Genomic DNA, 26875 nt, shown 5'->3' with positions numbered 1-26875 from the left:
GAAATGCTCAAGAAATTCCAAATGAAAAGCCCTTCCGAGGCGGATTAACCGCAGTGGAAGGGCCTTTACAAAAAATATGATAATCCTCTATTCATCCCTGTTACGAGGGATTCATACCTGTGTAAATCAGAATCGCATCGCGGAGGAACTTGGCGGTTCCGGGCTGCTTCTCATCGTAATGGGCGGTAAAACGCTCATCGTCAACGTACATCTGAGCGAGGCCTGCGTGGGCCTCTTTACTGTAATCGTTCCAATAATAAGTGAGCCAGCGCTTGTGAAGATCGGCCGCCTTCTGAGCCAGCTCACTGGCAGGATCGCCTTGCTTAAACGCTTCAGCCAGCGTCTTGTACAGTTCATCAGTCAGACGCGTTACTTCCTCATGCTGCGCTTGCGTCATGTTTTTCAGCTTGGCATTGGATTTATTTACAGTCTCTTCGCCATATTTCTCGCGAATTTCCTTACCGTACTTCTTCTCATTATCATCAATCAGCTTCTGCTTGAATCCTTCGAATTTCTCTTGGTCACTCATGGTTTTTCTCCCTTCGGCGGAGGCGATCGTGTTCTCCACATTGGTAATCAGCAAATCCAATTGCCTTCTTTTGTCTAGGAGCTGCGCATGGTGTTCCTGGAGCGCCTTGGTCCGGTTGAAGGATGGCGAGGTCAGAATCTCCTTGATCCCGTCCAAGTGAAGACCGAGCTCCCGGTAAAACAAGATCTGCTGCAATTGATTGACCTCCTCCTGCCCATAGATCCGATATCCTGACGAGTTGATTCTGGCCGGCTTCAGAATGCCAATCTCATCGTAATAACGGAGCGTCCGTGTGCTTATTCCTGCCAACTTTCCAAGCTTTTGCACCGTGTATTCCATGGTTTCACCTCCTGACAACATCAATGTACACCTTCACGTAACGTTAAGGTCAACACTTTTCTCGAAATAAATGATACCCGCCATCCTAAGCATACAAAATAAAAAAGAAACTGAATGTATTCTTAACAGAATATCATCCAGTCTCCCCAACGATCCCATTCAGTATGTTAGTTCGCTTCCTCTTCCGTATCCGCTGCAGCGGCTGCGGATTTATCGGCATCTGTATGCTTCTCGTTAATCCACTGCTTCAAGGGCTCGGTCATTTGATCCTTCAGCTTCTGAACCAATTGATCCTCTGCAATCCCCTTCGAGGCGGCTATCTCGGCTAGCGATTGCCCTTCCTTCATTTCCGCCTTCAGCTCGTCCTCCGATAATCCGAGCAAAGCTGCGATTTCCTCCGGATTCCCGAATTGGCCGAAACCTCGGCCGCCTTTGCCATGACCTTTTCCAAAACCGACTCCGCTGCTCTCTACCATTTGCGTAAGGCGGGCACTCAGCCCCTCTTTCCACTCGACTGCTTCGGTTTCCGTTATACTGCCTTCACTCAGGCGTTCATCGATCTTAGCGGTTTCCAGCTCGGTCAGCTTCTGCACGAACACGGATTGGGTCATTCCTTTGTCTTCGGCAATTTCGGCAAACGTGCTGCCCGCTTTAAGCGCCGTCCGGATCTCTGCCTCCGTGAGCCCAAGGACCTCGGCCGTCTCTTTGACGATGTTACCGCCGCGAGGTCCACCCGCTTTACGATCCATCCACTTTCCAGCTCGGTTCTTCACTGCATCCGCAGCCAATGAGTCTGTCCCCGTCTGTCCATCCTCGGATACCGAGGTGGAAGCGTCCGTGCTCGCCGCTGCAAAAGCCTTGTTCTGAGGGTACCCGGCTCCCCCCAGCACAATCGCTGCTGCCATGCTGCTTACTAATACTTTTTTACTTATCGGATTCATCTTCATCTCTCCTTTTAGGGTTATGGTTTGTCTTACAATTTGAAGTATAGAGAGGGAATCTGAAAGTAAACTTAGGGGAACGTTATGCCAGGCTTAGGCTAAGCTGAAGGTTTGCTGAATGCTAGACACAACATACCGTGTTCACCAGGATCGCGGACGCGGTTTATAGCTATTCCCAATCAAAAAGACAACGAAAAAAACCGCCGGAGGCAGCCTCTTCAGCGGTTCCTGTCTGTTATTCCTTCACGATTCAATAAGCAACTATTCTCGAAATGGCCTCATCCCATCATATCGAGCTTTAGTTCCCCTACTCCTCCACTTCCGAAATGGCTCGACGGGCGAGATTCGTCAGCACGACATCGTCCATCGGCGGATTATGAAGACCCGCCCGGACATCCCTGTACATTCGTTCCAACGGGAGATTCCGGGAGAGACTCAATCCTCCAACGATCCGCATGGCGTGATCGACAATCCGGACCGCTGCATTGGTCACGACATATTTGGCAAGACCCAGCTCAGGTTTGAGCGCAGCGCGGTTCTCCACTTCCTTGTCCCAGCGGTCGGCGGTTTGATACAAATAGCTGCGGGCCGTAAGCAGATCCACTTCGATTTGGGCGATATGTCTTTGGATATTCGGCAATTCGGCAATGGGGACCGTCAAGGAATTCGGTTTATGATGACGGGCAAAATCGATGGCAAAATTGCGTGCGGCATAAGCAATCCCCATATAACATGCCGGGATGTGAAGCAGAATGCCTTCCGTCGATACGGGAAACTCAGGTTTCTCATAATCGAGTCCCCGAATCACTTCCGTCTCCGGCACGAACACGTCCTCCAGAATCATGTCATGGCTTCCCGTTGCCCGCATGCCCATCGTATTCCAGGTTTCCTCGACCTTAACCCCGGGCCCGCTGCGCACGAGGAACGCACCGACCTTCTCGCTATGCTCGATACCTGCCGTAACCACAAATTGCTTCAAGATCGGGCTTAACGTGCTGAAGGTTTTGCGTCCGGTAATGCGCCAGCCGCCCGACACCCGCCGCGCCGTGGTCTCCGGCCTTCCGCCCCGGCTGGGACTCCCTGTCGCAGGTTCGCTCGCCAGCTCATTAATAACCACGCCTTCAGCTACAACGTCTTTGCACAGTCTCTCAAATAAAGGCTCCGGCCAAGCCTCGGATAGGCGCAGCTGGAGTATTTGCCCGATATGCCAACCGACCGCCAGCGCCGTAGAGCCGTCACCTCTGGCGAGTCGTTCCTGGGCAAGCACCATCTCGTATACGGAGGCTTCTTCTCCTCCAAAGGATGCCGGGACGGTCAGCTTCAGATAGCCCGACTCCTTCAAGTCATCAAAATTCTCGAACGGAAACGATCCCTCCAAGTCGTGCCGTGGAGCTCTTTCCGCGAATTTCGCTCCAAGCTTATCGGCCCGAGTTGCGATCATGGCTTCGCGTTCATTACGTATGAATGGATCTGTGGAACCGGATCGATTCAAGTTCGTCCCCTCCTTGCTAACCCTTGTATTCCGATAGATATATACATAAAATTGTAGCAACCCTATTTTGGGGTGTCAATGAGGGGCTCACCGATCGCCGCTCCCCCCTTTAGTTCGGATATATCCAGTGTATGAATTCCGAATCCATAGAAGACAGACCGCGTTTAGATGAAGTTTTTCTCGCAAAAAAATCCGCGCTGCAGAAACTACGCGGATCCAAGACGCAAATAGGATAGTCTACATCGCGTTCTCTGTCAGAAATGAAGCGATGGCTTCATTGACTTCATCCGGGTTATCCAAATTCGTTGCATGGTGAGCGTTCCGGATGATTCTTAATCGCGAATTCGCAATTCTCTCCTGCATGTATTCCTGCTGCCTTCGGATCATCGTGTCGCTCTCTCCTTGAAGAAGCAAGGTTGGACAATGGATCTTATGCAGATCCTGCGTGCTCTCCATCCGGGTCACCGCATCCCATATCCGAACCCAGTTGGAATGCGGGATGGAACGAAAGGCTTTCTCTATATAAGCTTGATTGCTCTGATTGTACTTGGATAGCATTTTCCCTTGCATTTTTCCCGATAAGGACATCGGCATCAAGTAACTTGACCAGCGATTTAGCGGCACGAACATTCGCTCATACCAATTGAACGCATTCGTGAACGGAGTGCCGATCAGTACCAGGGCTGCAACCTTGTCAGGATAGCGAACGGCAGTCTGCAGCGAAATATGCCCACCCAGGGATAACCCGCAAAGGATCGCTTTCTCGATGCCCAGATGACTTAGCAGATCCGCCAAATCCCTGCTAAAATCCTCCGAGTCCACCTTGCCGTCCGGCAAGGAAGACGAACCATGCCCCCGAACATCCCATACGACGGTTTGATACTGACGTGAGAAATAATCGACTTGCGGCCGCCATTGTTCATGATTCCACGAGGCCCCATGCGTAAAAACAAGCGGTTTTCCTTCTCCCTTTACTTCATAGTACAGATCGACTTCCCTTCCTTTGAAAATCGGCATATAACCATCCTCCTTGCTATATTTGAAATGATTCCGTACCGACATGCCATAACGGAGCAAATATCACCTGAAAGCACTCATCAAACAGTTCATCCAACGTTCGGTTTGATTCTTTAATCCAGATCATCATAGCCCCGCTGATGGAGGCTTGCAGTACCCTGCTAACCATAGCCACGTCGCATTCAGCGATTTCTTTGTTCGTAATCGCCTGGCTGAGCATCTGCCGGGTAAACTCATCGATGAGCTGCAGTCGGTACCGGGTCTTCTCCAACAAATCCGGATCATTCGTCCCTTCCAGATAGAAGGAAGTATGGTTAGCCAATTCAACAGGATCTTTCATATGTAAAACCGCATGCTTAAACACGGCCTTTAGTGCATCAAGTCTGGATTGATCGGATAGGCTGGCCTCCTGGAAGGCATGCTTGGTTAATTCAATAACATAATCGCTGTAGGCCAGGAACAAATTCTTCTTCGAACCGAATCGCTTCATTAAGGCTGCCGGCGAAATATTCACTTCATGCGTGATGTCGGTTAATGCTGCTTGACCGTATCCTTTTTTGCACAGTGCCCGGTAGACACCGTAGAAGATAGCCTCATCTTGAAATTCGCGAGGTCTTACCATGCGTAATTGCCTCCCTATGGTTAGTGAATGATCATTTACTAACTATTGTTTCATAAACCTTCTCCAATGTAAACCGTGAAATGCCTAGAGGCGATCACACACATCAAGATACAGCCTGTCTCCTGCAAAAAGGCTCTGTTCACCTCTGCTGACCGCTCTGGTGTGTAATCCGGCTGTCGTTTTTAATAGAAAAATGCAACTTCCTTATACTCTTGGACCGAGTTAACCTCTATACTGGCAGTAGAAGGAAACCATAATCTAGGAGGAGCTGAGCACATTGCGTACCAAATTCATTTACCAGGCACCTGCAAACGGTTATCCCGAATGGAATAATAATCCGAATATTTTTCAGCTAAACCGCCACAAAGCCCATGCTTACATGATGACGTTCCCGTCGGAGTCCGAGGCGCTGAGCCATGCCCACTCCATGTCTCCCTGGTATCAGTCATTGAACGGGATGTGGAAGTTTGCATTTGCCGAAACCCCTGACAAGCGCATCCAACATTTCTACGAGACCGATTATGATTCCAGCAGCTGGGCCGATATGCCCGTCCCTTCCCATTGGCAGCTTCAAGGCTATGACTATCCTCAATATACGAATGTTAGATACCCCTGGTCCGAATCGGAGCCTGAATTGAAAACCCCCTTCGCGCCAACACGATACAATCCCGTGGGCTCCTACATTCGTGAATTCACGGTACCGGACACATGGAAGGAACAGCCCGTTTATATTAGCTTCCAAGGTGTTGAATCCGCTTTCTATGTATGGGTGAATGGCGAGATGGTCGGATACAGCGAAGATACATTTACGCCGGCCAAGTTCGACATTACCCCCTATCTGATTGAAGGCGAGAATAAATTGGCTGTTGAAGTGTATCGCTGGTGTGATGCGAGTTGGCTCGAGGATCAGGATTTCTGGAGGCTTAGCGGGATCTTCCGCGAGGTCTACCTCTATACCGTCCCTGCCATCCATATCTCCGATTTCTTCGTCCGGCCGGTTCTGGATGACGAATACCGGGATGCCGAGCTGGAGATCGATGCAACCGTTACGAATTACTTTCATGAAACCATTGATAAGGACAAGCTTCAGCTTGAGGCGCTTCTATACGACCAGGACCGTCAGCTGGTTCGGAAACAAACGCTCACCATAGCGGATTACATTATGGAGGAGAGCACCTTCACCCTTAGCATGAACGTACCCGAACCTAAAAAATGGAGCGCGGAATCGCCTTATCTGTATACCGTCGTTCTGGCATTAAAGGACACGGACGGAGTTTGCCTTGGGGCCGTAAGCTGCCGCACCGGCTTCCGCCGCTTCGAGCTGAAGGACGGATTGATGCGGATTAATGGTCAGCGCATTCTGTTCAAAGGCGTGAACCGGCATGAATTCTCCCCGGATACCGGACGGGCGCTTAGCCGCGAAGACATGATCACCGATATTGAGCTGATGAAGACGCATAACATCAATGCGGTACGGACTTCCCATTACCCGAATCAATCCGTATGGTATGACCTCTGCGATGAATATGGATTATATGTGATCGATGAGACGAATCTGGAGACGCACGGAACGTGGGAGTATGGGCAGCAGGAACTGAAAGAAACGATCCCCGGCAGCAAGCTCGAGTGGCGGGACAATGTTTTGGACCGCTGCAATTCGATGTTTCAACGCGACAAGAATCACCCCTCCGTCATCATCTGGTCGCTTGGCAACGAATCCTTCGGAGGCGACAACTTCATTGCGATGCACGATTTCCTGAAGGAGGCCGATCCGTCACGGCTCGTTCACTATGAAGGGATCTTTCATTACAGGGCGTCCGAGGCGGCTAGCGATATGGAGTCCACCATGTATGCAAAACCTCAGGAAGTGGAGAAGTATGCAATCAGCAACCCGAGCAAGCCTTACATCATTTGCGAATACAGTCACGCGATGGGCAATTCCTGCGGCGGGCTTCACCTGTATTGGGAGCTGTTTGAGAAGTATGACATTTTACAGGGAGCTTTTATATGGGACTGGATCGATCAAGCGATCCGCACCCAAACGGCCGATGGTATCGAATATTTAGCGTATGGTGGGGACTTTAACGAAACGCCGCATGACGGCAATTTCAGCGGAAACGGCCTGATCTTCGCCGACCGCAGCAAAACCCCCAAGCTGGACGAAGTGAAAAAATGCTACCAGAACGTCAAGTTCGAATGTTTGGACCCTGCTGCAGGCCGGATTCGGGTCAGCAACCGTTTCTTGTTCACTAATCTCGATCAGTATCTTATAAAATGGGAGATCCAACTGAACGGAGAAGAAAGCCAATCCGGCACGCTCCAGCTCTCGCTCCAGCCCGGTGACCATACCGAAATCAAGATTCCTTATTCTCCTATAGAGGACGATGGAAAAGAAACGATTCTCACCGTCTCCCTGGTTCGGAAGGAGAGCACCAAGTGGGCACCCGCAGGACATGAAGAGGCTTGGGAGCAGTTCGCGCTAACGCCTTATATAGCGAGCCAATCGGAAACAGACTCTCTTTCAAACGCGGAGATCCTAGAAGTTACCGAATCGGATGAAGAGCTCCTCATCACGGGTCCTGCCGTTTCGTTACGCTTCCACCTTGGCACCGGTGATCTGACATCTTACGCGCGATCCGGTAAGGAATTCCTGCTGGCACCCGCCAGACCGAATTTCTGGCGAGCCGTCACGGATAACGATCTGGGCAACCGGCTCTCAGAACGCTGCGGCGTATGGAGAACAGCCCATGATCAGCGGAAGCTGCTGGCTCTAAGCTGGCATGCAGAAGGTCCTGCCGTCGTGGTCACCAGTCACTATCAGATCGAGACCGCTCCTATATCCGGACTGACCTTGGAGTATCGAATCTTCCCGGATGGAACCATCCGCGTGCAAGAAACCTTTGTCCCGGGCAGCGGCTTGCCTGACATTCCGGAAATCGGCATGCTGTTCTTGCTGGATGAAAGTCTCGATATGCTCAGCTGGTATGGACGGGGACCACATGATAATTATTGGGACCGGAAGACAGGAGCCAAAATCGGCCGATACGCGGGCAAGGTCGCCGATCAGTTCGTCCCTTATCTGAGGCCTCAAGAGTGCGGGAACAAAACGGATGTGCGCTTCGCGCTGCTAACCGGGGAGCATAGCGGGGACGGCCTGGAATTCGAGAGCTCCTCCCTCATGGAGGTATGCGCCCTGCCGTGGACGCCGGAGGAACTGGAGGGCAGCGACCATGCGTACAAGCTCCCACCAAGCGATAAAACCGTCCTGCGCGTCAACTACAAGCAGATGGGCGTCGGCGGCGACGACAGCTGGGGAGCGCCGATCCATGAAGAATTCACGCTGCCTTCCAACCGCACGTACAGCTTCGGCTTTACGATGGGGGCAGCACGCTGACCTAGTCTATAGAACAAAAGCAAAAAAGAGCAGCTTCTAAGATTAGAAGCTGCTCTTTCCATGATTCAAGATCATGCCCTCTCACCACCGAACGGTGCAAATGGCATTTTCATATTCTTAGATCGTGCCCGATGCTAATTCGCCATTGCTTAGGCCTGTGCACCCTGCAGCTCGTGACGATCCGATTCGTCCCGAATGTCGCCCACGATTTCCTCCAGGATATCCTCCATCGTCACCAGCCCAATTGCCGCGCCGGATTCGTTCGCGACGACGGCCATATGAACGCGGATTTGCTGCATCTTGATCAGGACGTCCTTGATCGAAGACGATTCCGGAAAACGCGGCATGTCATGAATAAAGTCATTCACGCTGCAGTTTCTTCCGGCCGCTATGCCCGTCAGCATCTCCTTCGTATTGATAAACCCGATGAAATCCTCTGCGCGTCCCGCTTCCGTCACCGGGTAACGGGTATAGTCGTACTCGCCGAGAACTTCCAGGATATTGGCAAGGGGCCACCCTCGTTCTAATGTTACGATGCGATCTCTTGGGACCATGATTTCCCGCAAGGTGCGCTCCTCAAAAGCAAATATATTGGTCAAATAACCCATTTCGGTTTGGTTAATTTCGCCGCTCTCGTAACTCTGATCCACGATCCACTTCAATTCCTCTTCGGAATGGACCGTTTCATGCCCTGCCGGCTTTACGCCGAATAATCGAAGCAGAAGACGCGAAGCTCCATTCAGTGCATAGATAAACGGATACATGATCTTCCCGAACCAATACAAGGGAGATGCCAGCAGTAACGTCATTTTCTCGGCAAATTGGATCGCTAATGTTTTAGGTGCCAGTTCCCCGATGACGACGTGCAGGAACGTAATGATCCCAAGCGCAATGGCATAAGAGAGTACCGTTGCCACCGCCGCCGGCACGTCGAATCGATCAAACAGCGGATGCAGCATTCTTTCGACGGTCGGTTCGCCCAGCGCGCCGAGCACGAGGGCCGTAATGGTGATTCCAAGCTGGCAAGCGGACAAGTAGTAATCCAGTTCATGGGCTACCTTCCTGGCCGTGACCGCCCGTTTATTCCCCTCTGCGATCAATTGATCGATTCGGGACAGCCGCACCTTCAAGATGGCGAATTCGGCGCCCACGAAAAATGCAGTCAGTCCTATAAACACAGCTACCAAAAATAAATTTAACACGATTATTCCGTCCAATGATTTCCCTCTTGCGAGGGATTCACCTCCAAAAAAGTTATGGTCTGAATGTACACGGGATCACGCTATGCCCTTGATCACCCGTGTCTGAGAATGACGTGTTTGATCTGAAAATTATCCGTTTCGGCTACGGCCCATACATGCTCGCCATGCTGGATCTCATCGCCGTCTTGAGCCGTCGTGCCTTTCTGATACTGTATCCAGCCGCCGATCGTATCCATCTCCTCGTTATCCTCGAATACCAAGCCGAAGCGCTTCTCAAGCTCCTCCAAGAGAACCCGTCCGTTTATCAGGTATTCCCGTTCACCGATCTTGCGGATATCCGCTACTTCATCTTCATCGAATTCGTCGCGAATTTCCCCTACGATCTCTTCCAAGATATCCTCCAGGGTCAGAATCCCCGCCGTACCGCCGTATTCATCAATCACCAAAGCCATATGCATCTGCTCCTGCTGCATCTTCAGCATGGCATCCTGGATCGGCGTAAATTCAAGGACGACCGGGAGATCCAGAACGAATTCTTCCAGCTTGCGGTCTCGTCCGGCCACGATGTGGGGCAGCATCTTTTTGACGTTGACGACGCCAACCACCCGATCCTTGCTGCCATCCTCGATGACAGGGTACCGCGTATAGTTGTGCTCATCCAGGATGCGGACGATGTCCGGGTGTTTCATGCCTTTATCAAGTGTGATCAGATCCGTTCTCGGTACCATAATGTCTTTAGCCACCCGCTCATCAAACGAAAACACGTTTTCCATGTAAGCCAGCTTGGTCTCATTAATCTCGCCACCCTGAAAACTCTGCGCCATGACGATGCGCAGTTCCTCTTCCGAGTAGGCCTGCTCATGGGGCGTAGGTTTCACGCCGAACAAGCGAAGCAGCACGCGCGAGGCTCCATTTAACGCCCAAATGAACGGATACATCAACTTTCCGAACCAATACAGCGGGGCTGCAAGGAGCAGCGTCGTCTTTTCCGAGAATTGAATAGCCAAGGTCTTGGGCGCCATCTCCCCCACCACGACATGCAAAAATGTCACGAGAATAAACGCAATGGCGTAAGAGGCAATCGAGGCCGTTGAAGCCGATACGTCAAACCAATCGAATACCGGGTACATGAAACGTTCAACGGCCGGCTTGCCGATGGCCCCGAGCCCCAGCGCTGTAACCGTAATGCCGAGCTGGCAGGCCGAGAGATAGTAATCGAGATCCCCGGCTACCTTTTTGGCAACAACCGCCTTTTTGTTTCCTTCCGTTATCAATTGATCGATCCGCGACATGCGGATTTTAACGATAGCAAACTCGGACGCTACGAAAAAAGCGGTCAACGCAATCAGTATGGCAAGTATGATTAAATTAGTGATGGTAATAATGTCCAATGATTTCCCTCTTCAGAGGGATTCACCTCCAGATTGAATTAAAGGCCATATGTTGTGCATCAGAACAGGTCATGTCTATATACGATATTTCCATGAAAAAGAGGTAGTTCGCAGATGAGAATATTACAGCCTAATTCCGCAATTTGATCCATTTGCAATAACGCCTTCCCAATGTACTACCTCCTCTCCTGGAATCTATTTTTCATATTTATGAAAAAATTATATCATGGCAGCCCTCAAACCATCCAGTTGCACGTTATGGTTGAGGGCGGGTCCCAGCACGAATTCACATAATTCTCACTTGTTTGATGAGGTATATTCCCAGGCGGTACTAAATATACCCTGTTATGTATTAAAATGTACGCTTCATCTATTGTTCATCCATTCATAACCATAATGGCATTCGTCTAGAGGGATCCGTGCAGGCTGGTTCAACTTACAGGAAAAAACCGCAGGATCGTGGCTGGATCCTGCGGTTTTTCCATCATGTTGTTACGTATTTCGTTATCCATGGAGATCGACGGTTTTGTTAATATCCGAGTCACCCTCCGGCTGTTGGCCCACCATTTTTTTGAAGAAGGCTTTCACCGTTTTCGTTTTGTTCCCGGTTTCCCAATACTCCGCAGTATCTGTATCCACCTTGATCAAAATAATGTTGGGATCGTCGTAGGACGTTTGCAGAAACTTCTCATATGCCGCATTCCAAAGCGCCTTTTTCCGCTCAAGGTCATCCACGACTTGGGCCGTTCCCCGAATCGATACATAGGAGTTGCCGACATAAGCGACATTGACGTTGGGATTAGCCATAATTTCTTGATATTTGCTGGTGTCCCTTTTCGTTAAAAACCACAAATCGCCGTCGAATTCGATATCCTGCGTTTGCATCGGTCTGGAATTGATCCCGCCCTCCGATATCGTGGAGAACATCGCTGTTTCAATATCCTTAATAATATCCTTCACGGTCTCGACCGCTTCTTGGTTCACTACGGTTTCGTTTGACATCTGAATCACCCCATCCTTGTGTTTAGTCTGTATTTACACTTCCCCAAAATAAGTTAAACGATGAATCCTTTATAATTCCGTTTTCCTTTGCAGGGTCATCTATCATGATCCAGGCGGAGCCTAAACCATCCACCTGCACCACAAAAAGCCGGAAACTGCCAGCGCAGTCCGACTTTTTTGGTGCAACGATTTGTTATGGAGCTTACATCATTCCTCTGTACCTTCCGCCACTATACACTCGCTTTGAATTCAAGCGCGTAAACGGATGAAGGCCGCAAGTTGTAACCTTGGCGCCATGCTTCTACCGGCACCCTGCTTTCCTTGCACACAATATGATCCGGCTGGAATACGGAGTTAATATCATCGTAAGAATTGCCGGTGATTTCATAAAGGATCGTTTCCCCGGAAGCCTCGAAGGCCTGCAGATCCAGCACGGCCGTTACCTCCTCCAGACTTCGGTTAACGATAAATACGGTTACTTTGCTGCCGTCGTCATTCGTCCCGGCCACAATGTCCAGGTCCAAAAGCGCGCCAAGCTCCACAGGCGTCTTCTTGCTTGATGCCACGGAGAAAGTTCCGCATTCCGCTTGGACGGGGAGAATACGCCGGACGTCCCGATTCGCGTAAAGCTTTAACACTTCATAGGTCGGCGTCCCGTATACCGTGAGCGGAAGCCCGCTCCATCCGGGCTCCTTGCCGCAATACTGATCCGCATAGTAGTCCCCGACCCGGATGCATCCTCCAAGCCAGCCATTCACAAGATCGGAGAAGCTGCCGATATGCACCATGTCGCTGCAGCGAATCATTTCGTTCAGGTTGGCGGCATTGGCCACCGCGGCTCCCAGCGTATGTTCGTTAGGCAGCCCTTTTCGCACCGTATTCGGATAGTACATCGTGTTGTATTCGGTGATCGCCAGCTTCACGTGGCTGTGCTTCGACTGGGATCGGATCAACTCCGTCGTTTGACGGATATGGTGCCGGGTCCACTCGGGATAAGAGGCAATCGCCTTATAGCGTTCCTCCGCCGGCGTTTCGCGGTTCATGCCGAAAGGTCCGTAGCCGTGATACAAATGCAGTGTCAAATAATCCATATACTCGCCTGCCAGATCCAGCACGGTTCGGTTCCATTCCTGCTCGTAATGCCCGCAGGCCAGCAGCACGATGGAAGCGTCCGCCTCCTTCATAGCCTTGGCAAACGAGATCGTCCGCTTCGCAAACCGGTCTGCCGTACAAGTGCCGACCTGCCATTGGCCCCATACTTCGTTGCCGATTTCCCAATACTTGACGTTATACGGCTCAGGGAAGCCGTTTTGGGTTCGTAAAGCCCCCATCGGCGTTTCCGCGCTTCCGTTGCAGTATTCGATCCACTGTGCGGCTTCTTCAGGTGTACCCGATCCATCGTTCACGCATATCAAAGGTTCCACCTGCAGCTCGCGGCAAAAGCGGATGAATTCGTCCGTTCCGAAATATTTGCTGGTCCATCCTCCCCAAGCCTCATTGTACATGACCGGTCGCTCCAGAACCGGGCCGATGCCATGCTCCCAATGGTATGCGCTGATGTAATTGCCCGCGAGCCTCATCATGCCCGCATTCAGTCCTCTCGTCATCTCGATCACTTCACGCTTCACCATCGCAATGCTATCGATCGGCAGCAGAGACACGTGATCGATCCAGAGCATGCCGGTGGATACGTGATCGATCCACCTTGGATGCTCGGCCGGAACATACACCCGGATCTCGGCATCGCTGCAAGCGCGTGTTATGGACAGCTCTCCCTCGTATTCCTGCCAGTTGTGGCTGCCCAGCTCCACGCGAAGCTGTCCAAGCGTTTCTTCCGTGCGCCGGTCCACGACATCGACCGTTACGTATTGAAGCTCAATGGAAGCGCGGGCAACAAGCCGGACCGTATACTTCATCGGACCCTTTAATGCCGCTTTCTGCGCAATGCCGGCATAGGCTTCGTCATCGCTCAGGATGCGGATGCGCTGGGCGCGTCCCGAATGCCGGGGTGCCGGGGCTTCCATCGCGTACCTGGTGTTACGCCCGTTGGTATAGGGGCGCCAGCTTCCCGATACCGGTGTCTTCGTTTCTGCATCGCTTTCAAAATCCATGTCCTTCAGCGGAAACGCGAGCATCGCCTCCATATGGTCCCGAATATCCTCCACAAAATGCCCGAACAGATAAGGATTGATCGTATGATCGCTCTTTCGGCTGCAATTAATGGTAATCGTTGCGTTCGTTTTCAACATAAAACCTCCCAAAGGAATTTTAGGCTGGCCCGTACGATCGGTATCGGAAATCAACCTTTAATCGAGCCAATCATGACGCCTTTAACGAAATGCCGCTGCACGAACGGATACATCAACAGTACAGGTAAACTTGAGACGATAATTACCGCGTATTTAATACTCTCGGCAAGTAAAATTTTATCCTCCAGTCCAACGCTACCGTCCACGGAAGCGGATTGGCTGATCAGCAAAATTTCGCGCAGCACCAGTTGAAGCGGGTGCAAATTCTCGTTGCGAATATAGATGAGCGCATTAAAGAATGAATTCCAGTGACCTACCGCATAAAACAAAACCATGACTGCCAGGATCGGCTTGGACAGAGGCAGAATGATACTGAAAAGCAGCCTCCAGTTGGAGCAGCCGTCGATATGGGCGGCCTCCTGCAGCTCCCAGGGAATGCTCGATTGGAAATAGGTCCTCATCACAATCAGATTGTAAGTCGCAATGGCGCCGGGAACAATCAGCGCCCACATCGTATCGACCATTCCCAAATCCTTGACCAGCAGATACGTTGGAATCAACCCTCCGCTGAAGAACATGGTCAGCGTGATAAACACCATGATGGCATTGCGCCCCGGAAGGTCAGGCCTCGATAGCGGGTAGGCCGCCAAGATCGTCATGATAATATTGATCACTGTACCGACGATCGTATAGAAGATCGTGTTGCGATATCCTATCCAAATCTTTTCGTTTTGCAATATATTCGTGTAGGCATCCAGCGTGACGCTTTTCGGCAGCAGCCAAACTTCGCCATTCAATACCCTTGTCGGATCACTGAACGAAGCGCTGACAATAAAAATCAACGGGTACAGCACAATGACGATAATGATCGAGGCAATCACGTATATAATGACATCGAATACCCGCTCATTCGCGGCTTCTTTTACTATCGACGGCTTGGGCATGGCGCGTCCCCTCCTTTACCATAAGCTTGTCTCTGACGTCTTGCGCGCAATCCGGTTTACGAACAGCAGCAGGATCAGATTGATGACCGAATTAAACAGCCCGATCGCTGCCGTGTAACTGTATTCTCCCTTTAAAATGCCTGTCGTGTAGACAAACGTGGAAATGACGTCGCTCGATTCCAGATTCAAGTTGTTCTGCATCAACAATATTTTCTCAAAGCCAATGTTCATGAAATGGCCGATATCCAAAATAAGCAAAATGATAACGACAGGCGCGATTCCCGGTAAAGAGATGTGCCAAATGCGCCGCAGCCTCGACGCCCCGTCCATCTTGGCCGCCTCGTAGAGCTGCGGGTTCACCCCGCTCAGCGCCGCAATATAGATAATGGACTGCCACCCCATGTTCTGCCAGATGTTAGAGCCGATAAAGATGGTCTTGAACCAGCCGGCTTCCTCAAGAAAACGAATCGGCGTACCGCCGACGGCCTCGATCAACAGATTGATCGGACCGCTATTGGGCGAGAGGAACACGTTCAGAATGCCAACAATCACGACCACCGAAATAAAATGCGGAATGTACGTAATGTTCTGCAGCCATTTGCTGAAAGTCTTGTTGCGTATTTCATTGATGATCAACGCCAGCAAGATCGGAATCGGGAAGGCGATCAACAAGGAAAACAAATTGATGGACAGCGTATTCCACAGCAGCCGCCAAAAATAATACGAATCAAAGAAGCGTTCGAAATGCCCGAAGCCCTCCCAGCTGCTGCCGAGGATACCTTTTGCCGGATTAAAGTTTTTAAACGCGATTTGCAGCCCGTACAACGGACCATAATGAAAGACCAGATACCAGATGACTGGCAGAAGCAGCATGAGATACAGGTCATATCGCTTGGCCATTTGCCTTAAAAGACGGGAACCCCGCCTCGAATCGCTTCGAGGCAGAGCCATTGATGAATCGGCTTTGACACGCTTCAAGGGCATCCACTCCTTATCCATGATGTAGCAGCATTATTTCTGCATCTTGTCATAGGCATCCTGATACAATTTCTCCAGCTCGTCTACTTTCATCTTCTTGAGTGTGGATTGGAATTCTCCCCACTTGTCGAAGCTAAGCGCGCCAACAATGAATTTCGTGCTTTGCTCTTCGTAATATTTGTCGATATCGTTTCGCAGGATGTTGACCTGCTGTGCGGTTTGCTCATCAAACATTGGAGCCGCATAACGAACCTCCGGCATGAACGGATCCAGCTTCTGCTGCGCCTCCTGTACCTGCGGCGGATTGATGAAAGAAGAAACCTGCTCGCTGATGAGATGAGGTGCCCCTCCCCCGGCGTAAGGCGTGATTTTGGCCTGATTGGTAATATCCTTCAGGAAATCCTCGGTATAGAACGGAATCCCGTCCTTGAGCTCATAATGCTCTCCTTCCCTGCCGAACCTCAGAAGCGTCGATCCTTCGTCGCTATAGAAATAGTCGATCCAGCGCATCGTTACTTCCGGGTACTTATTAATGGACGTGATGGCAAAGGCTCCAAAATCCCGCGCAATCGGCAAGGCCTGGCTTTGCATCCGATCTCCGTTCGGGCCAGCCGGAGGCGCGATTCCGGTATACTGGTCCTGGATCGACAAGAAATTATTGTTGGTCTGGTCAAAGAAGAATCCCGCATTGCCCGACCCCTGCTTGGCCAAATATTGCGCTTCGGTGTGCGAGAATATCTCGGGATCCAGAAGCTTCTCCTTGTAAAGCTTGTTTAAGTACATGAGCATCTCTTTATTCTTGTCGCTGCCCATCCAGATGCTGACTTTGTCATTCTCGATATTGACGTTATAGCCGAGCTGGGAATCCAGTCCGAATGATCCGCTCATTGCGGCCACAACCGGCAATCCGAGCCGAGCCGTCATCGGGATTTCGTCCTGTTTACCGTTGCCGTTCGGGTCCCCGTCACGGAAGGCCAACAGCACTTCATACAATTCTTCCGTCGTCTCCGGCACCTCCAGATTCAGCTTCTCCAGCCACATCTGGTTGATCCATTTCTTATCCGTCCGTGCCGCGCCCAGTGTTACAATGCCCGGAATCGCATAGATATGCCCCTCCGGCGTTGTGATGCCCGAGCGAATTTCGGGATATTGCTCCATCAATTTTTTCAGATTCGGCGCATATTCATCGATTAGGCCTTCCAGCGGAATCAATTGCCCTGCCGATCCGTAGCGAACGGCCTCGAGCGGGGATAGGCCGGAACGGAACAAGGCATCAGGCAGCTCGTTGGAGGCGAATAACAGATTTTTCTTCTCCTGGAAGCCATCCGTCGGCGCTTCAATGAATTCAACCTTCACATTGCTCAATTTCTCGTAATCCTGAAATACCGGCATCTCTTTGAACGGACCGTTCACGGGTGCAATCCGGGTGAACATCTTGAGATCCACGGGCTGCTCTACAATCGGAAACCCTGTAGCATGAACCACATTCTCTGTACCTTTGGGTGTTGCCTCTTTCTTCGAACCTCCATCGGAACTGCATCCAGCCAGCATCAAGCTGGAAGCGATCATTGTGATGACCGCGTTTCTTCCCCAGCGTTTACGCATAAATAAGCGACCCCCATATCCCTTCATTCACCAAGCGCCATTTGTAAGCGTTTACTATTGGTGTGTGATTATTATAATTCACCCTTCAAGACGGCCCATTACAAAAATATGACCATTTACTCCACATATTTTACGGTTTGTGAGCGGCGGCCTCCCCGCACGGCTCTTCTGCCGATCTGAATACTTGGTTTTTGGCCTATCCTCTTCCCAAGCGGTTCAAATACTCCTGCGGGGTTACCCCCGTTATTTCCTTGAATACTTTAAAAAAATAGTTATGGGTCGTGAATCCCACTTGATTGCTGATTTCCTTGATCGAGTATTTGCCGCTTTCCAGCAGCTTCCGCCCTGCGTCAATTCGAACCCGATTCAGATACTCCGAGAACGTCCGCTGCGTCTCTTCCTTGAATATTCTGCTTAAATAAGAAGAGTTCAGGCCGATGGCACCCGCGGCAAGCTCCAGCGTGACATAACCCGGATACCTCTCCAGAATAAAATGAACAGCCTGCGTGACATGGCGGGAATACGGTCCCGCCGCACGATGCTGCTTCAGCAGGGCAAGCAAGTCCGCATAGTAGGATTGCAGCCATTGCACCAGCTCCCCGACACTGCCGATTCTTCCGAGCTCGCTTCTTGAAGGAAGCTTCTCCTTCGCGGCTCCAACAGATGGCATCCATGTCTTCCACGCCTTATCCCCGGTTTGCATGAGCTCGCTGACGATCATCTGGATCGTATGCGAATGGACCGGAAGATGACGGATCGAAGCAAAAACAGAGGCGATTAAACCGTGCACACCTTCGATGTCCAGTCGTTCAATCGAAAGCAGCAGCTGTTTGTGTTCCTCGATCGTCAAAGATACGCGCTGATGGTTGCCGCCTGCAAGTCCCCCCGCCCGGCCCGGCATCCTTGGTGCCGCATGGCTTCCGGACGGCTCCATGGTGGAAGCGTCGAGCATCCGCTCAGCGGAGCTATAACTTGAGCCAAGTTGTGACAAGCTGGTGCATACATGTCCGACGGAGACCACGCATTTTAGATTAAGGAACAGCTCGAGCGCATGCTGAAGCTTCCTCATCCTTCCGGCTATCTCATTCTTTATGGCATGTTCGCTCCGCTCCTTGAACGCAAACACGACAATAAACCGCCCATCCTCCACGTAAGCCGCCGTCCGCTCCTGAATATCACCCAAGCTCTGCTGCATCATATCGACCACCTGCTGAACCAGCCGGTTCGTTTGCACGTCGCTGTATGACTCCGTCAGCAGCAGAAACGGAACAATCTGCACAGCCGCTGCCGCATAGCTTAAGGCGTGGGGGTACAGGCGCTTTTTTTGTGAAAAAGCTTCCACCTCCGTGGTTGCATCCTTCCTCCCGCTAACGAGATACACGATATAATCACGGAGCAGCACGGGACTCGGCCTTTCGGCCACGACCTCGTGAGTCATGCGTACTTCCAGCAACCGATCTTCCTGCCGCAATTCCAGGACCGCTTTGTTTAATAAGGTGACTAGCGCTGCACCGTCCAGCCGATGCTTCAACAGATAATCGATGGAGCCGTTCTTCAGGCACTCCCGCACGTAGTCATAATCATCAAAGCTACTGAGCATAATCGTCTGAATGAACGGAAACCGTTCTTTAATCGCCCGGTTGAGCTCTACACCGTTCATATCGGGCATATTCACGTCAATGATCGCAATATGCGGGGGAGACTGCTCAATCATGGCCAAGGCCATCAATCCGTTATGCGCTTGGCCGCATAATTCGAATCCATGCTCATTCCAGTCCAATAACGTTCTCAGATCATGCCGCACGAGCGGCTCATCATCAACGAGCAGCACTTGAAACATAGCTTTATATCACCTCTTGTCGGGATTTGTCCTTACTCTCCATTTTTTTCGGCAGCCGGATCTCGGCCTTTGTATATAAACCTGGCTCACTGTACAGCTTGACGCCGTACGAATCGCCGTACATGTGAACGATCCGCTCATGCACATTGCGCACGCCCATACCGCTAAAACGGGAGGTTTCCCCCTTCTTGCCCGTCTCACCCAGCAGGTGTGCCCTTTGCCCTTCCGTGATGCCCTTGCCATTGTCGATCACTTCAATCCTCAGATCGCTGCCCTCATCGCATACGCGTATCAGCACGAGCCCTTCCTGCTCCATCGCTCCGATTCCATGAATGATGGCATTCTCCACAAGGGGCTGCAGCATCAGCTTCAGCACCCGGCATTCCAGCAAAACGTCGTCCTCGATCTGGGTAACCATTCGGATCGGCTCCATATACCTGTACTTCACGATCGAGATATAGCGTTCAACATAATCCAGCTCCTCCCTCACCGTCAGAAATTCACTCGAATTGCCCAGAACGCCGCGCATGAGCTCAATCAGCGATCCGGACACCTCTTCGATATTCGGCACGCCATTCATCTTGGCCAAATACTTGATCGTGTTCAGCGAGTTGTATAAAAAATGGGGATGAATTTGCGCCTGAAGCGCCGTTAACTCGGCCTCCCGCTTCTCCTTCTCGCTGACCCGGATCCCTTCCAGCAGTCGCTTCAATTCCTCCACCATGCTGATAAAGACGCGGTACAGCTGCCCGGTCTCGTCTTCGCTTGTTATCTCTTTTCTCGGAAACGTCAGATTCCCTTCCTTCACAAACATCATTAATGACTTCAACCTCCGGATATTAAGGGTGATTCGGGAAGATACCTGCAGCGAACCGATCAGGACAACGACGAAGACGATAACCGATACCTCCGCCAACAGTTTACGGAGCTTTGTCGATTCGCTAAGCAGCGAATCCATCGGTATCAAAGCCAGGGTAGTCCATCCCGTATAACCGGATTGGCGGCTGACAACGATGTAGTCTCTGCCGTCAATGGCTTGCTTGATGGCATCCCCATTCCCTGCGAGTTCTCCGTGGATGCTGAGGATCTTCTCGAACGAAGGGGCAAAGGACGGCGCCGATTCGGCCTCATAGACAAACCCGCCCTGCTTGTCCAGCACGTAGATCATGCTATCGGTGGTCGGCTTCACGCCGTATGTTTTTTGGATGAAATCATAATTCAAATCCACCATGACAACCCCGATCGGTTCCCGGTTATATCGGATCTCCCGCCCGATCGTGATGGCATCCGACACCCCGGTCTGCTTGAAATACGCATGACGTGATCCATTCTGGAGCATGTAATCCATCATTCCGGTCCCCAAGACCGTCTTGTCCAGCCACGGACCACCCGAGAAAAACACCTTGCCGTTCAAACCGACCACGGCAATCCGTGAAATATAAGGCTTGTAATCGATCAGCACGGATAGAAACTCATCGATCCGTTTCTGCTCTTGAAACCATTCATAGCTAATTTCTTCATGAGGGCTCAGTAAGGTGTCGATCACCGTATTTTTGTTGGTCACCACGACGGTGTTCAGCCGGTCGATCTCTTCCAGCATCATATTCAGTGATTCATCCGCCTGCCTGATGCTGTCCGAAACCGAGGTGATCGCATTTTGCATGATCGTCTCGCGCATGCTCATATACACGATGACCGTAATGGAGACGATGGACACGAGCGTAACCGCACTGAACGCAATGAAAATTTTCCCCTGAATACTTCGTCTGGGTGATATCCACCTTTGAATCGTAGAGAGTTTCATGGCGTGTCTCCTTTTTCCAGATCAGAAGAAATCGATAGTAAACGTTTACAAAAGCGTGTTGCCGTACGTACGGTCAGCATTTAGCTCCGCGCATGGTTATGGGAGGCACCTTATAATAGATCTTGAAAGCCCTGGTGAACGAATACAAATTCGGATAGCCGAGAGACAAGGCAATCTCGGTAATCGTTGCGTCCGTTTCTTGTAACAACCGTTTTGCCTTTTCCATTCGTATGCGCTGAAGGTATTTTAACGGCGGCATTCCTACCTGATGGGTGAACATATTGGAGAAGTACGACCGATGCACCCCCGCGAATTCGGCAACCTGTTGTACGGAAATCCCCTCGGTAGCATGCAGCTCCATATAATCCAAACACTCGTGAATCCATCCCGCTAGCTCCGTCGGCTGTGCGGAAGCCATATCCGGGACCATGCCGGCGAGCAGTCCATAAATCAAGCCGTGCAGCTCCAGCGATACCGCCGGTTTCCAGCGCTCGACACCGGCCAGGGCATCAATCACGCGTTCGGAGGATTCTTTGACCTTAGAGGATATCATCTGTTTGCCGAACGGGCTTTCCGGAAATAAGCCGGCCAGCGCAAGCAATGGCTTGACCCTGTTCCCGTCCACTGCCAACCAGCTCATCTGAAGCGGTGTATCCGCGGGAAGCATGTGATAATAATAGGTCCGGCCCGGGAACAGGCAGAACAGATCATTCTTCTGCAGATCCACTCGCTTGTCATCGAACTCTAGCCGTACCATGCCCTCATGTACAAAATGCAGGCTATAACACTCGATTCGCTTCGGTCCGACTCTGTAATTGGGCTTGGCAATGCTTCGCCCCGCCCGGACAGGCCAGATCTGTTCCTCTTTATCCAAATATCCCGGCGTATAATAGATGAATTCCGCATATTCATATTCGTATTCCTGCATCATGGCTCCCTCCTCTTCCTTCATTTTTCCATCAAGAATAACAAAATGACAACAAAAATATAACACCTCGCTATTTTTATAACCCGTTATTTTCAATATCATCATACTAGGAGGCGATTACACTTGTCGAGAAGACCTAACATTTTGCTAATCACAAGCGATCAGCAGCATTGGAATACAATCGGAGCCTTTCAGCCTGAAATCTCTACGCCCAACCTGGATCGCCTTGCGCGTCAAGGGACAACGTTCGATCGGGCGTATTGCCCCAATCCCACCTGCACGCCGAGTCGAGCCTCCATCATTACGGGGCAGTACCCGAGCCAGCATGGAGCATGGACCCTGGGGACGAAGCTGCTGGAAGACCGCCATACTGTGGGGGAAAGCTTCCAAGACGCAGGCTACCGGACCGCACTGGTGGGAAAAGCGCATTTTCAGCCGTTGAAATCAACGGAAGATTACCCATCCGTGGAGGCCTACCCGATTCTTCAGGATTTGGAGTATTGGCGGAATTTTAACGGGCCTTTTTACGGATTCGATCACGTCGAGCTGGCCCGCAACCATACGAATGAGGCCCATGTCGGACAACATTATGCCCTATGGCTCGAGGAGCAAGGATGTGCCAATTGGCGGGATTACTTCCTGCCGCCTACGGGAACCATGGATCCTTCCAAAACATACACCTGGCCCATCCCGGAAAAATACCACTACAACACCTGGATCGCTGATCGAACCAACTCTCTTTTGGAAGAATATAAGAAAGCGGATGACCCCTTCTTTATGTGGGCGAGTTTCTTCGACCCGCACCCGGAATACCTGGTACCGGAACCATGGGCTTCGATGTACGATCCGGATAAACTCACGATCCCATCCCTGAAGCCAGGTGAGCATGACCGCAATCCGCCGCACTTCCGCTTGACGCAGGAAGAAGATCCGGATTTTTCACATCTCGCTGAAACCGGGTTCGGCATTCACGGCTACCGTTCCCATCACTATTACGAATACGGTTCGAAATCCAGGTTAACGGAGTACGACAAGAAGAAGCTGGTCGCTGTGTATTACGGCATGATCAGCATGATGGATAAATATATCGGCAGCATTCTCGATAAACTGGATGAACTGGGACTGACCGAGGATACAATCGTTGTCTTCACCACTGATCATGGACATTTCTTCGGCCAGCACGGCCTTCAAGCCAAGGGCGGGTTCCATTACGAGGATTTAATCAAGCTTCCATTCATTGCACGATATCCAGGGTGGGTGCCTGCCGGAAAAAGGACAACTGCAATGCAATCCCTGGTCGACCTGGCCCCTACCTTCCTCTCCTTCTGCAATATACCGATCCCGCCAGCGATGACGGGCATCGACCAAAAGGAAGTGTGGCTCGGTAACGCGGACGCCGCGCGGCAGCACGCTATCTGCGAATTCCGGCACGAGCCTTCGACAATTCATCAAAAAACGTACATCGAGCAGCGCTATAAAATCACCGTTTATTACAATCAAACCTACGGCGAGCTCTTTGACCTAGATGCAGATCCCGGCGAACTGCGCAATTTATGGGACGAACCGGGGTACGAGCAGCTGAAGGCAGAGCTTCTGCTCAAATACATCTGGGCCGAGCTTGGTAAGGAGCCGATGCCGATGCCGAGAATTCATCACGCCTAATGGAAAGGAAAAACGCATACTTTAGCAGGCTGAAAGAACGGTTAACGCTGCTGGCCCGGCTATTTTGGACCTTCTTTCGCATCGGGCCTTCCACCTTCGGAGGCGGATATGCCATGCTGCCCATAATTGAGCACGAAGTGGTGAGCAAGAAAAAGTGGGTAAACGAGGAGGAAATCGGTGAACTTATCTCGCTTGCCGGTTCCGCTCCTGGAGGAGTCGGCGTAAATGCGGCCGCGATGATCGGCCACCGGCAAGCCGGCATTGCCGGGGCTGTTTCGGCCGTGCTTGGCGTGACATGCCCCACGTTTTTGATTGTGATCCTGATCAGCGTAGGTGCCGTGTATTTTCGGGATCAACCCAAGGTTGAAGCTGCCTTAAAGGGGATGCATGGCGCCGTTATTGCATTGATCGCTGTCGCGGCTTACCGGATGGCCAAACATGCCGTCTTTGATGCAACGACAACGATATCCGCCCTAGCCACCGTATCCGTGATGCTGTTTACAGGGGTGCACCCCCTCTATCTTATTGCGCTAAGCTTACTATGCGGAATGGTTGTCATTCAGATAAAAAAACGGCTGGGCCTTCAAGCGAATACAGAGAAGAAGGCAGGGATCAACAGCTGCCCGGAACTGGAATATTACATTTGAGCGAAACGAATCGGGGCGATTGAAACATGTATTGGGACTTGTTCATGATGTTCATAAGTGTAGGCCTCGTGTCCTTTGGCGGCGGTTATGCGGTAATCCCGGTCATTCAGAAGGAGGTATCGGAAAAAGGACTGCTGACTGCTGCGGAATTCCAGCAGACCGTGGCGCTGGCCGGCATGGCGCCCGGTTCGATCGCCACCAATGCCGCTACGCTGATTGGCTATCAGTCCGCCGGCTATATCGGAGCCGCCGTCTCAACCGCTGGAATCATCCTGCCGTCGCTGGTCGTCATCGTGCTGCTGTCCGCCCTCTTCTATCGCATGCGGGGCAATCCATATGTACAATCTTCTTTATATGGCCTGCGTCCCGTAACGACAGGACTCATTATATATGCAGCTATTCATTTTGGGTATCCCGATGAGGGTGAAGGGCTCATTCAGGGCCTCATTCCTACGCTGCTGATTTGCGGAGCCTGTTTATTTCTCTTGCTGAAGTATAAACTTCACCCGTTGTTGATACTTCTCATGGCCGGCGCTGCCGGTATTGTTTTATTCTAATAAGTTGGATGGCTGTCGGCCGTACGTGAAGGATTGGACAAGGTTGCCTTTCCAAAGCACGAATAACAAGCCGGAACCTTCATGGTCCGGCTTGTTTTGGTTTCCTTTTTTATGGTGTCATCCGTTCCGAAATCCTCTTGGCCATCCACTCGTTTACTTCCCATAGATCAGTAACAGGAGCTCCTGTGAAGGGCAGCGTATGCATGTAACCGGAATTGGCAGGCCCGAATTCAGGCGTCATACTGGTATAGCTGAACCCTTGCTCTTTCCGGTATTGGACAATTCGATTCCACCACGTTTCAAATGCGGCCAGTTCCCGCCTATATTCAGGCGCTCCGGGATGGGGAACCTGCGGGCCCTGAGCGTAACCTACGCGGGCGTGAATATGAACGGCGCGGCGAATAGCGACCTCCATGTCTTCCGCATAGTCCTCCAACATGGTCTCCGTCACACAGCACCAATGGCTGAAGTCAGCTGTAATGCTCAGCTCGGGGAACTCCTCAAGCAGGGTGCGCGTCGTCCATGGCGTGAACATCGCCCGCGATCGGTGGGTTTCGTGTCCGATGGTAATGCCGACCCCTTGCTCGATCTTCAACGCAGCTTCGAAAAAACGCAACTGGTCCTCTATCTTCATGCCGTCGCGGGCACTATGGGATACAATCAGCTTCGGATCGAAATCGGTTGCCCGGCGAACCTGCTCAGCGAAGGTTTCTTGATGGGGAACGGCAGTGATCACCTGTGCAATATAGTGAAGCTGCAGTTCGGCAAGCAGGTCTTTGAATTCGCGTTCCAGATCCCGAGGAGGCAGCGGGGCTTCAATCCCCGCGTAACCGGCTTGTGCAGCCCGCGTCAATTGGTCCCTGTAGCTTCCTTCCATGCCCCATAGGGCTTTATACAGCTGAATATTCAATTCGCGAATTCTCCTTTTCCCCTTCAGGTTATTCGTTGACGAATTTCGTTCCGGCTATGTTCTTTCCGCGGGCCAGCCACACCTTAAAGCCGGGGTTCTTATCCGGATAGACAAGCGCTTCCGTCGAGAAATACCGCATGGTGTAGCCGCAGCGACGGTACGGGCTAGTATTTGGGGCTGCGCCATGAATGATGCGCGAATCGTGAAGCGAGCATTCTCCCGCTTCCAACTCGAAGTAAACCGCTTGAGACTCATCGACGGAACCGCTCTTAATTTGGGTGTCAAACAAATTGCTCGCCCGGTCCACTTCCTCATAATCCGAGAAACCGTTGCGGTGCGTACCTGGAATGACCCGCATGCATCCGTTTTCCTTCCAACTGCGGTCGATCGCCAACCATACGGTGATAATTTTGTCGAAGCTGCTTAATCTGCCGTTCCAGTAAGCCGAATCCTCATGCCATGGCGTAGCACGTCCGACATGCGGATCTTTACAGATAAAGTGGCTGGACCACAACCCGATGTTCGGGCCGATGATCGGTTCAACCAGATCCAGTACCTCATCGGATAATAGAAAGTCGAGCAGCCTTTCTTCACGGAAATGCGGCGTATCCAGCTCGTCGGATAATTTGCTGCCCTTCTCCTCCAGCTGCTCTTCAAAGATCGATGTCAGAACCTGCATTTTTTCGGCACTAAAGAGCGGTTTCTTGTACAAGTAGTACCCATTTTCCTTATAAAACTCAACTTCTTGCTTCGAAAGGGCTTGCGTTGTCATCATCGTAACCTCCAGTCAAGTAGGGATTTCGTTAACTGTGGTCATTATAT

At 51.3% G+C, this 26875-nt stretch carries 21 protein-coding genes; 4 read left to right on the top strand and 17 right to left on the bottom strand.

The features are described 5' to 3' along the window. Positions 1–100 precede the first annotated feature (100 nt). The 5 genes from NYE54_RS04185 to NYE54_RS04165 all read right to left on the bottom strand — a co-directional run bounded on the left by NYE54_RS04185 (position 101) and on the right by NYE54_RS04165 (position 4940). Positions 101–868, bottom strand: a complete 768-nt coding sequence (locus NYE54_RS04185; protein WP_339270255.1) for a MerR family transcriptional regulator — start codon at positions 866–868, stop codon at positions 101–103. Positions 869–1035: 167 nt separating this feature from the next. Beyond that, the gene (locus tag NYE54_RS04180; RefSeq protein WP_339270253.1) at positions 1036–1809 is read right to left on the bottom strand and encodes a hypothetical protein; all 774 of its coding nucleotides are present in this window, start codon (positions 1807–1809) and stop codon (positions 1036–1038) included. Positions 1810–2116: 307 nt separating this feature from the next. Further along, the gene (locus NYE54_RS04175) at positions 2117–3301 is read right to left on the bottom strand and encodes an acyl-CoA dehydrogenase family protein (protein ID WP_339270251.1); all 1185 of its coding nucleotides are present in this window, start codon (positions 3299–3301) and stop codon (positions 2117–2119) included. Between the two features lie 237 nt (positions 3302–3538). Next, positions 3539–4318 carry an alpha/beta hydrolase gene (locus NYE54_RS04170; RefSeq protein WP_339270250.1) on the bottom strand — a complete coding sequence of 260 codons (780 nt, stop codon included), beginning with the start codon at positions 4316–4318 and terminating at the stop codon, positions 3539–3541. 16 nt (positions 4319–4334) lie between these two features. Further along, positions 4335–4940 (bottom strand): TetR/AcrR family transcriptional regulator, encoded by a 606-nt coding sequence (locus tag NYE54_RS04165; protein ID WP_339270248.1) that lies wholly within the window; start codon positions 4938–4940, stop codon positions 4335–4337. A 277-nt stretch (positions 4941–5217) separates the two neighbouring features. Between NYE54_RS04165 and NYE54_RS04160 the strand changes: the two genes are divergently transcribed. Beyond that, on the top strand, positions 5218–8334 hold the full coding sequence (locus NYE54_RS04160; RefSeq protein WP_339270246.1) for a glycoside hydrolase family 2 TIM barrel-domain containing protein: 3117 nt from the start codon (positions 5218–5220) through the stop codon (positions 8332–8334). Positions 8335–8483: 149 nt separating this feature from the next. Here NYE54_RS04160 and NYE54_RS04155 read toward each other — a convergent pair whose 3' ends face one another. The 10 genes from NYE54_RS04155 to NYE54_RS04110 all read right to left on the bottom strand — a co-directional run bounded on the left by NYE54_RS04155 (position 8484) and on the right by NYE54_RS04110 (position 22277). Beyond that, positions 8484–9551: a hemolysin family protein gene (locus NYE54_RS04155; protein ID WP_339270244.1), complete on the bottom strand. Its 1068-nt coding sequence runs from the start codon at positions 9549–9551 to the stop codon at positions 8484–8486. Between the two features lie 77 nt (positions 9552–9628). Beyond that, on the bottom strand, positions 9629–10927 hold the full coding sequence (locus NYE54_RS04150; protein ID WP_339270243.1) for a hemolysin family protein: 1299 nt from the start codon (positions 10925–10927) through the stop codon (positions 9629–9631). 504 nt (positions 10928–11431) lie between these two features. Continuing rightward, positions 11432–11929, bottom strand: a complete 498-nt coding sequence (locus tag NYE54_RS04145; protein ID WP_339270241.1) for a pyridoxamine 5'-phosphate oxidase family protein — start codon at positions 11927–11929, stop codon at positions 11432–11434. 230 nt (positions 11930–12159) lie between these two features. Further along, entirely contained in the window at positions 12160–14175 is a 2016-nt protein-coding gene (locus NYE54_RS04140; RefSeq protein WP_339273390.1) for an alpha-L-arabinofuranosidase C-terminal domain-containing protein, read from the bottom strand. Between the two features lie 53 nt (positions 14176–14228). After that, positions 14229–15122: a carbohydrate ABC transporter permease gene (locus NYE54_RS04135; RefSeq protein WP_339270239.1), complete on the bottom strand. Its 894-nt coding sequence runs from the start codon at positions 15120–15122 to the stop codon at positions 14229–14231. A 15-nt stretch (positions 15123–15137) separates the two neighbouring features. Continuing rightward, on the bottom strand, positions 15138–16100 hold the full coding sequence (locus NYE54_RS04130) for an ABC transporter permease subunit (protein ID WP_339270237.1): 963 nt from the start codon (positions 16098–16100) through the stop codon (positions 15138–15140). A 33-nt stretch (positions 16101–16133) separates the two neighbouring features. After that, a complete protein-coding gene (locus NYE54_RS04125; protein ID WP_339270235.1) occupies positions 16134–17705 on the bottom strand; it encodes an extracellular solute-binding protein in 1572 nt (523 codons plus the stop codon). A 196-nt stretch (positions 17706–17901) separates the two neighbouring features. Next, positions 17902–19545: a response regulator gene (locus tag NYE54_RS04120; RefSeq protein ID WP_339270234.1), complete on the bottom strand. Its 1644-nt coding sequence runs from the start codon at positions 19543–19545 to the stop codon at positions 17902–17904. 4 nt (positions 19546–19549) lie between these two features. After that, entirely contained in the window at positions 19550–21349 is a 1800-nt protein-coding gene (locus tag NYE54_RS04115) for a histidine kinase (protein ID WP_339270233.1), read from the bottom strand. A gap of 73 nt (positions 21350–21422) precedes the next feature. Then, positions 21423–22277: an AraC family transcriptional regulator gene (locus NYE54_RS04110; protein ID WP_339273389.1), complete on the bottom strand. Its 855-nt coding sequence runs from the start codon at positions 22275–22277 to the stop codon at positions 21423–21425. A gap of 123 nt (positions 22278–22400) precedes the next feature. On the opposite strand from NYE54_RS04110, the gene NYE54_RS04105 reads away from it, so the two are divergent. The 3 genes from NYE54_RS04105 to NYE54_RS04095 are packed head-to-tail and all read left to right on the top strand — an operon-like array spanning position 22401 to position 25143. Further along, positions 22401–23939, top strand: a complete 1539-nt coding sequence (locus NYE54_RS04105) for a sulfatase-like hydrolase/transferase (protein ID WP_339270231.1) — start codon at positions 22401–22403, stop codon at positions 23937–23939. After that, entirely contained in the window at positions 23939–24586 is a 648-nt protein-coding gene (locus tag NYE54_RS04100; protein ID WP_339270229.1) for a chromate transporter, read from the top strand. The genes NYE54_RS04105 and NYE54_RS04100 overlap by 1 nt, the downstream gene beginning before the upstream one ends. A 26-nt stretch (positions 24587–24612) precedes the next feature. Then, a complete protein-coding gene (locus NYE54_RS04095; protein WP_339270227.1) occupies positions 24613–25143 on the top strand; it encodes a chromate transporter in 531 nt (176 codons plus the stop codon). 109 nt (positions 25144–25252) lie between these two features. On the opposite strand, the gene NYE54_RS04090 is transcribed toward NYE54_RS04095, so the two are convergent. Then, positions 25253–26053, bottom strand: a complete 801-nt coding sequence (locus NYE54_RS04090; protein ID WP_339270226.1) for a TIM barrel protein — start codon at positions 26051–26053, stop codon at positions 25253–25255. A 28-nt stretch (positions 26054–26081) separates the two neighbouring features. Further along, positions 26082–26828 (bottom strand): phytanoyl-CoA dioxygenase family protein, encoded by a 747-nt coding sequence (locus NYE54_RS04085; RefSeq protein WP_339270225.1) that lies wholly within the window; start codon positions 26826–26828, stop codon positions 26082–26084. Positions 26829–26875 lie beyond the last annotated feature (47 nt).

It is taken from the genome of Paenibacillus sp. FSL K6-1330, assembly GCF_037976825.1.
Classification (GTDB): domain Bacteria; phylum Bacillota; class Bacilli; order Paenibacillales; family Paenibacillaceae; genus Paenibacillus_AQ.
Note: the sequence above shows the minus strand (reverse complement) of the source record. Positions and strands in the feature narration are given on the sequence as shown.

Coding starts and splice junctions, on each gene's coding strand:
- NYE54_RS04185 (WP_339270255.1), bottom strand. CDS start 868: ATGGAATACACGGTGCAAAAGCTTGGAAAGTTGGCAGGAATAAGCACA.
- NYE54_RS04180 (WP_339270253.1), bottom strand. CDS start 1,809: ATGAATCCGATAAGTAAAAAAGTATTAGTAAGCAGCATGGCAGCAGCG.
- NYE54_RS04170 (WP_339270250.1), bottom strand. CDS start 4,318: ATGCCGATTTTCAAAGGAAGGGAAGTCGATCTGTACTATGAAGTAAAG.
- NYE54_RS04165 (WP_339270248.1), bottom strand. CDS start 4,940: ATGGTAAGACCTCGCGAATTTCAAGATGAGGCTATCTTCTACGGTGTC.
- NYE54_RS04145 (WP_339270241.1), bottom strand. CDS start 11,929: ATGTCAAACGAAACCGTAGTGAACCAAGAAGCGGTCGAGACCGTGAAG.
- NYE54_RS04135 (WP_339270239.1), bottom strand. CDS start 15,122: ATGCCCAAGCCGTCGATAGTAAAAGAAGCCGCGAATGAGCGGGTATTC.
- NYE54_RS04125 (WP_339270235.1), bottom strand. CDS start 17,705: ATGCGTAAACGCTGGGGAAGAAACGCGGTCATCACAATGATCGCTTCC.
- NYE54_RS04120 (WP_339270234.1), bottom strand. CDS start 19,545: ATGTTTCAAGTGCTGCTCGTTGATGATGAGCCGCTCGTGCGGCATGAT.
- NYE54_RS04115 (WP_339270233.1), bottom strand. CDS start 21,349: ATGAAACTCTCTACGATTCAAAGGTGGATATCACCCAGACGAAGTATT.
- NYE54_RS04110 (WP_339273389.1), bottom strand. CDS start 22,277: ATGCAGGAATACGAATATGAATATGCGGAATTCATCTATTATACGCCG.
- NYE54_RS04100 (WP_339270229.1), top strand. CDS start 23,939: ATGGAAAGGAAAAACGCATACTTTAGCAGGCTGAAAGAACGGTTAACG.
- NYE54_RS04095 (WP_339270227.1), top strand. CDS start 24,613: ATGTATTGGGACTTGTTCATGATGTTCATAAGTGTAGGCCTCGTGTCC.
- NYE54_RS04085 (WP_339270225.1), bottom strand. CDS start 26,828: ATGATGACAACGCAAGCCCTTTCGAAGCAAGAAGTTGAGTTTTATAAG.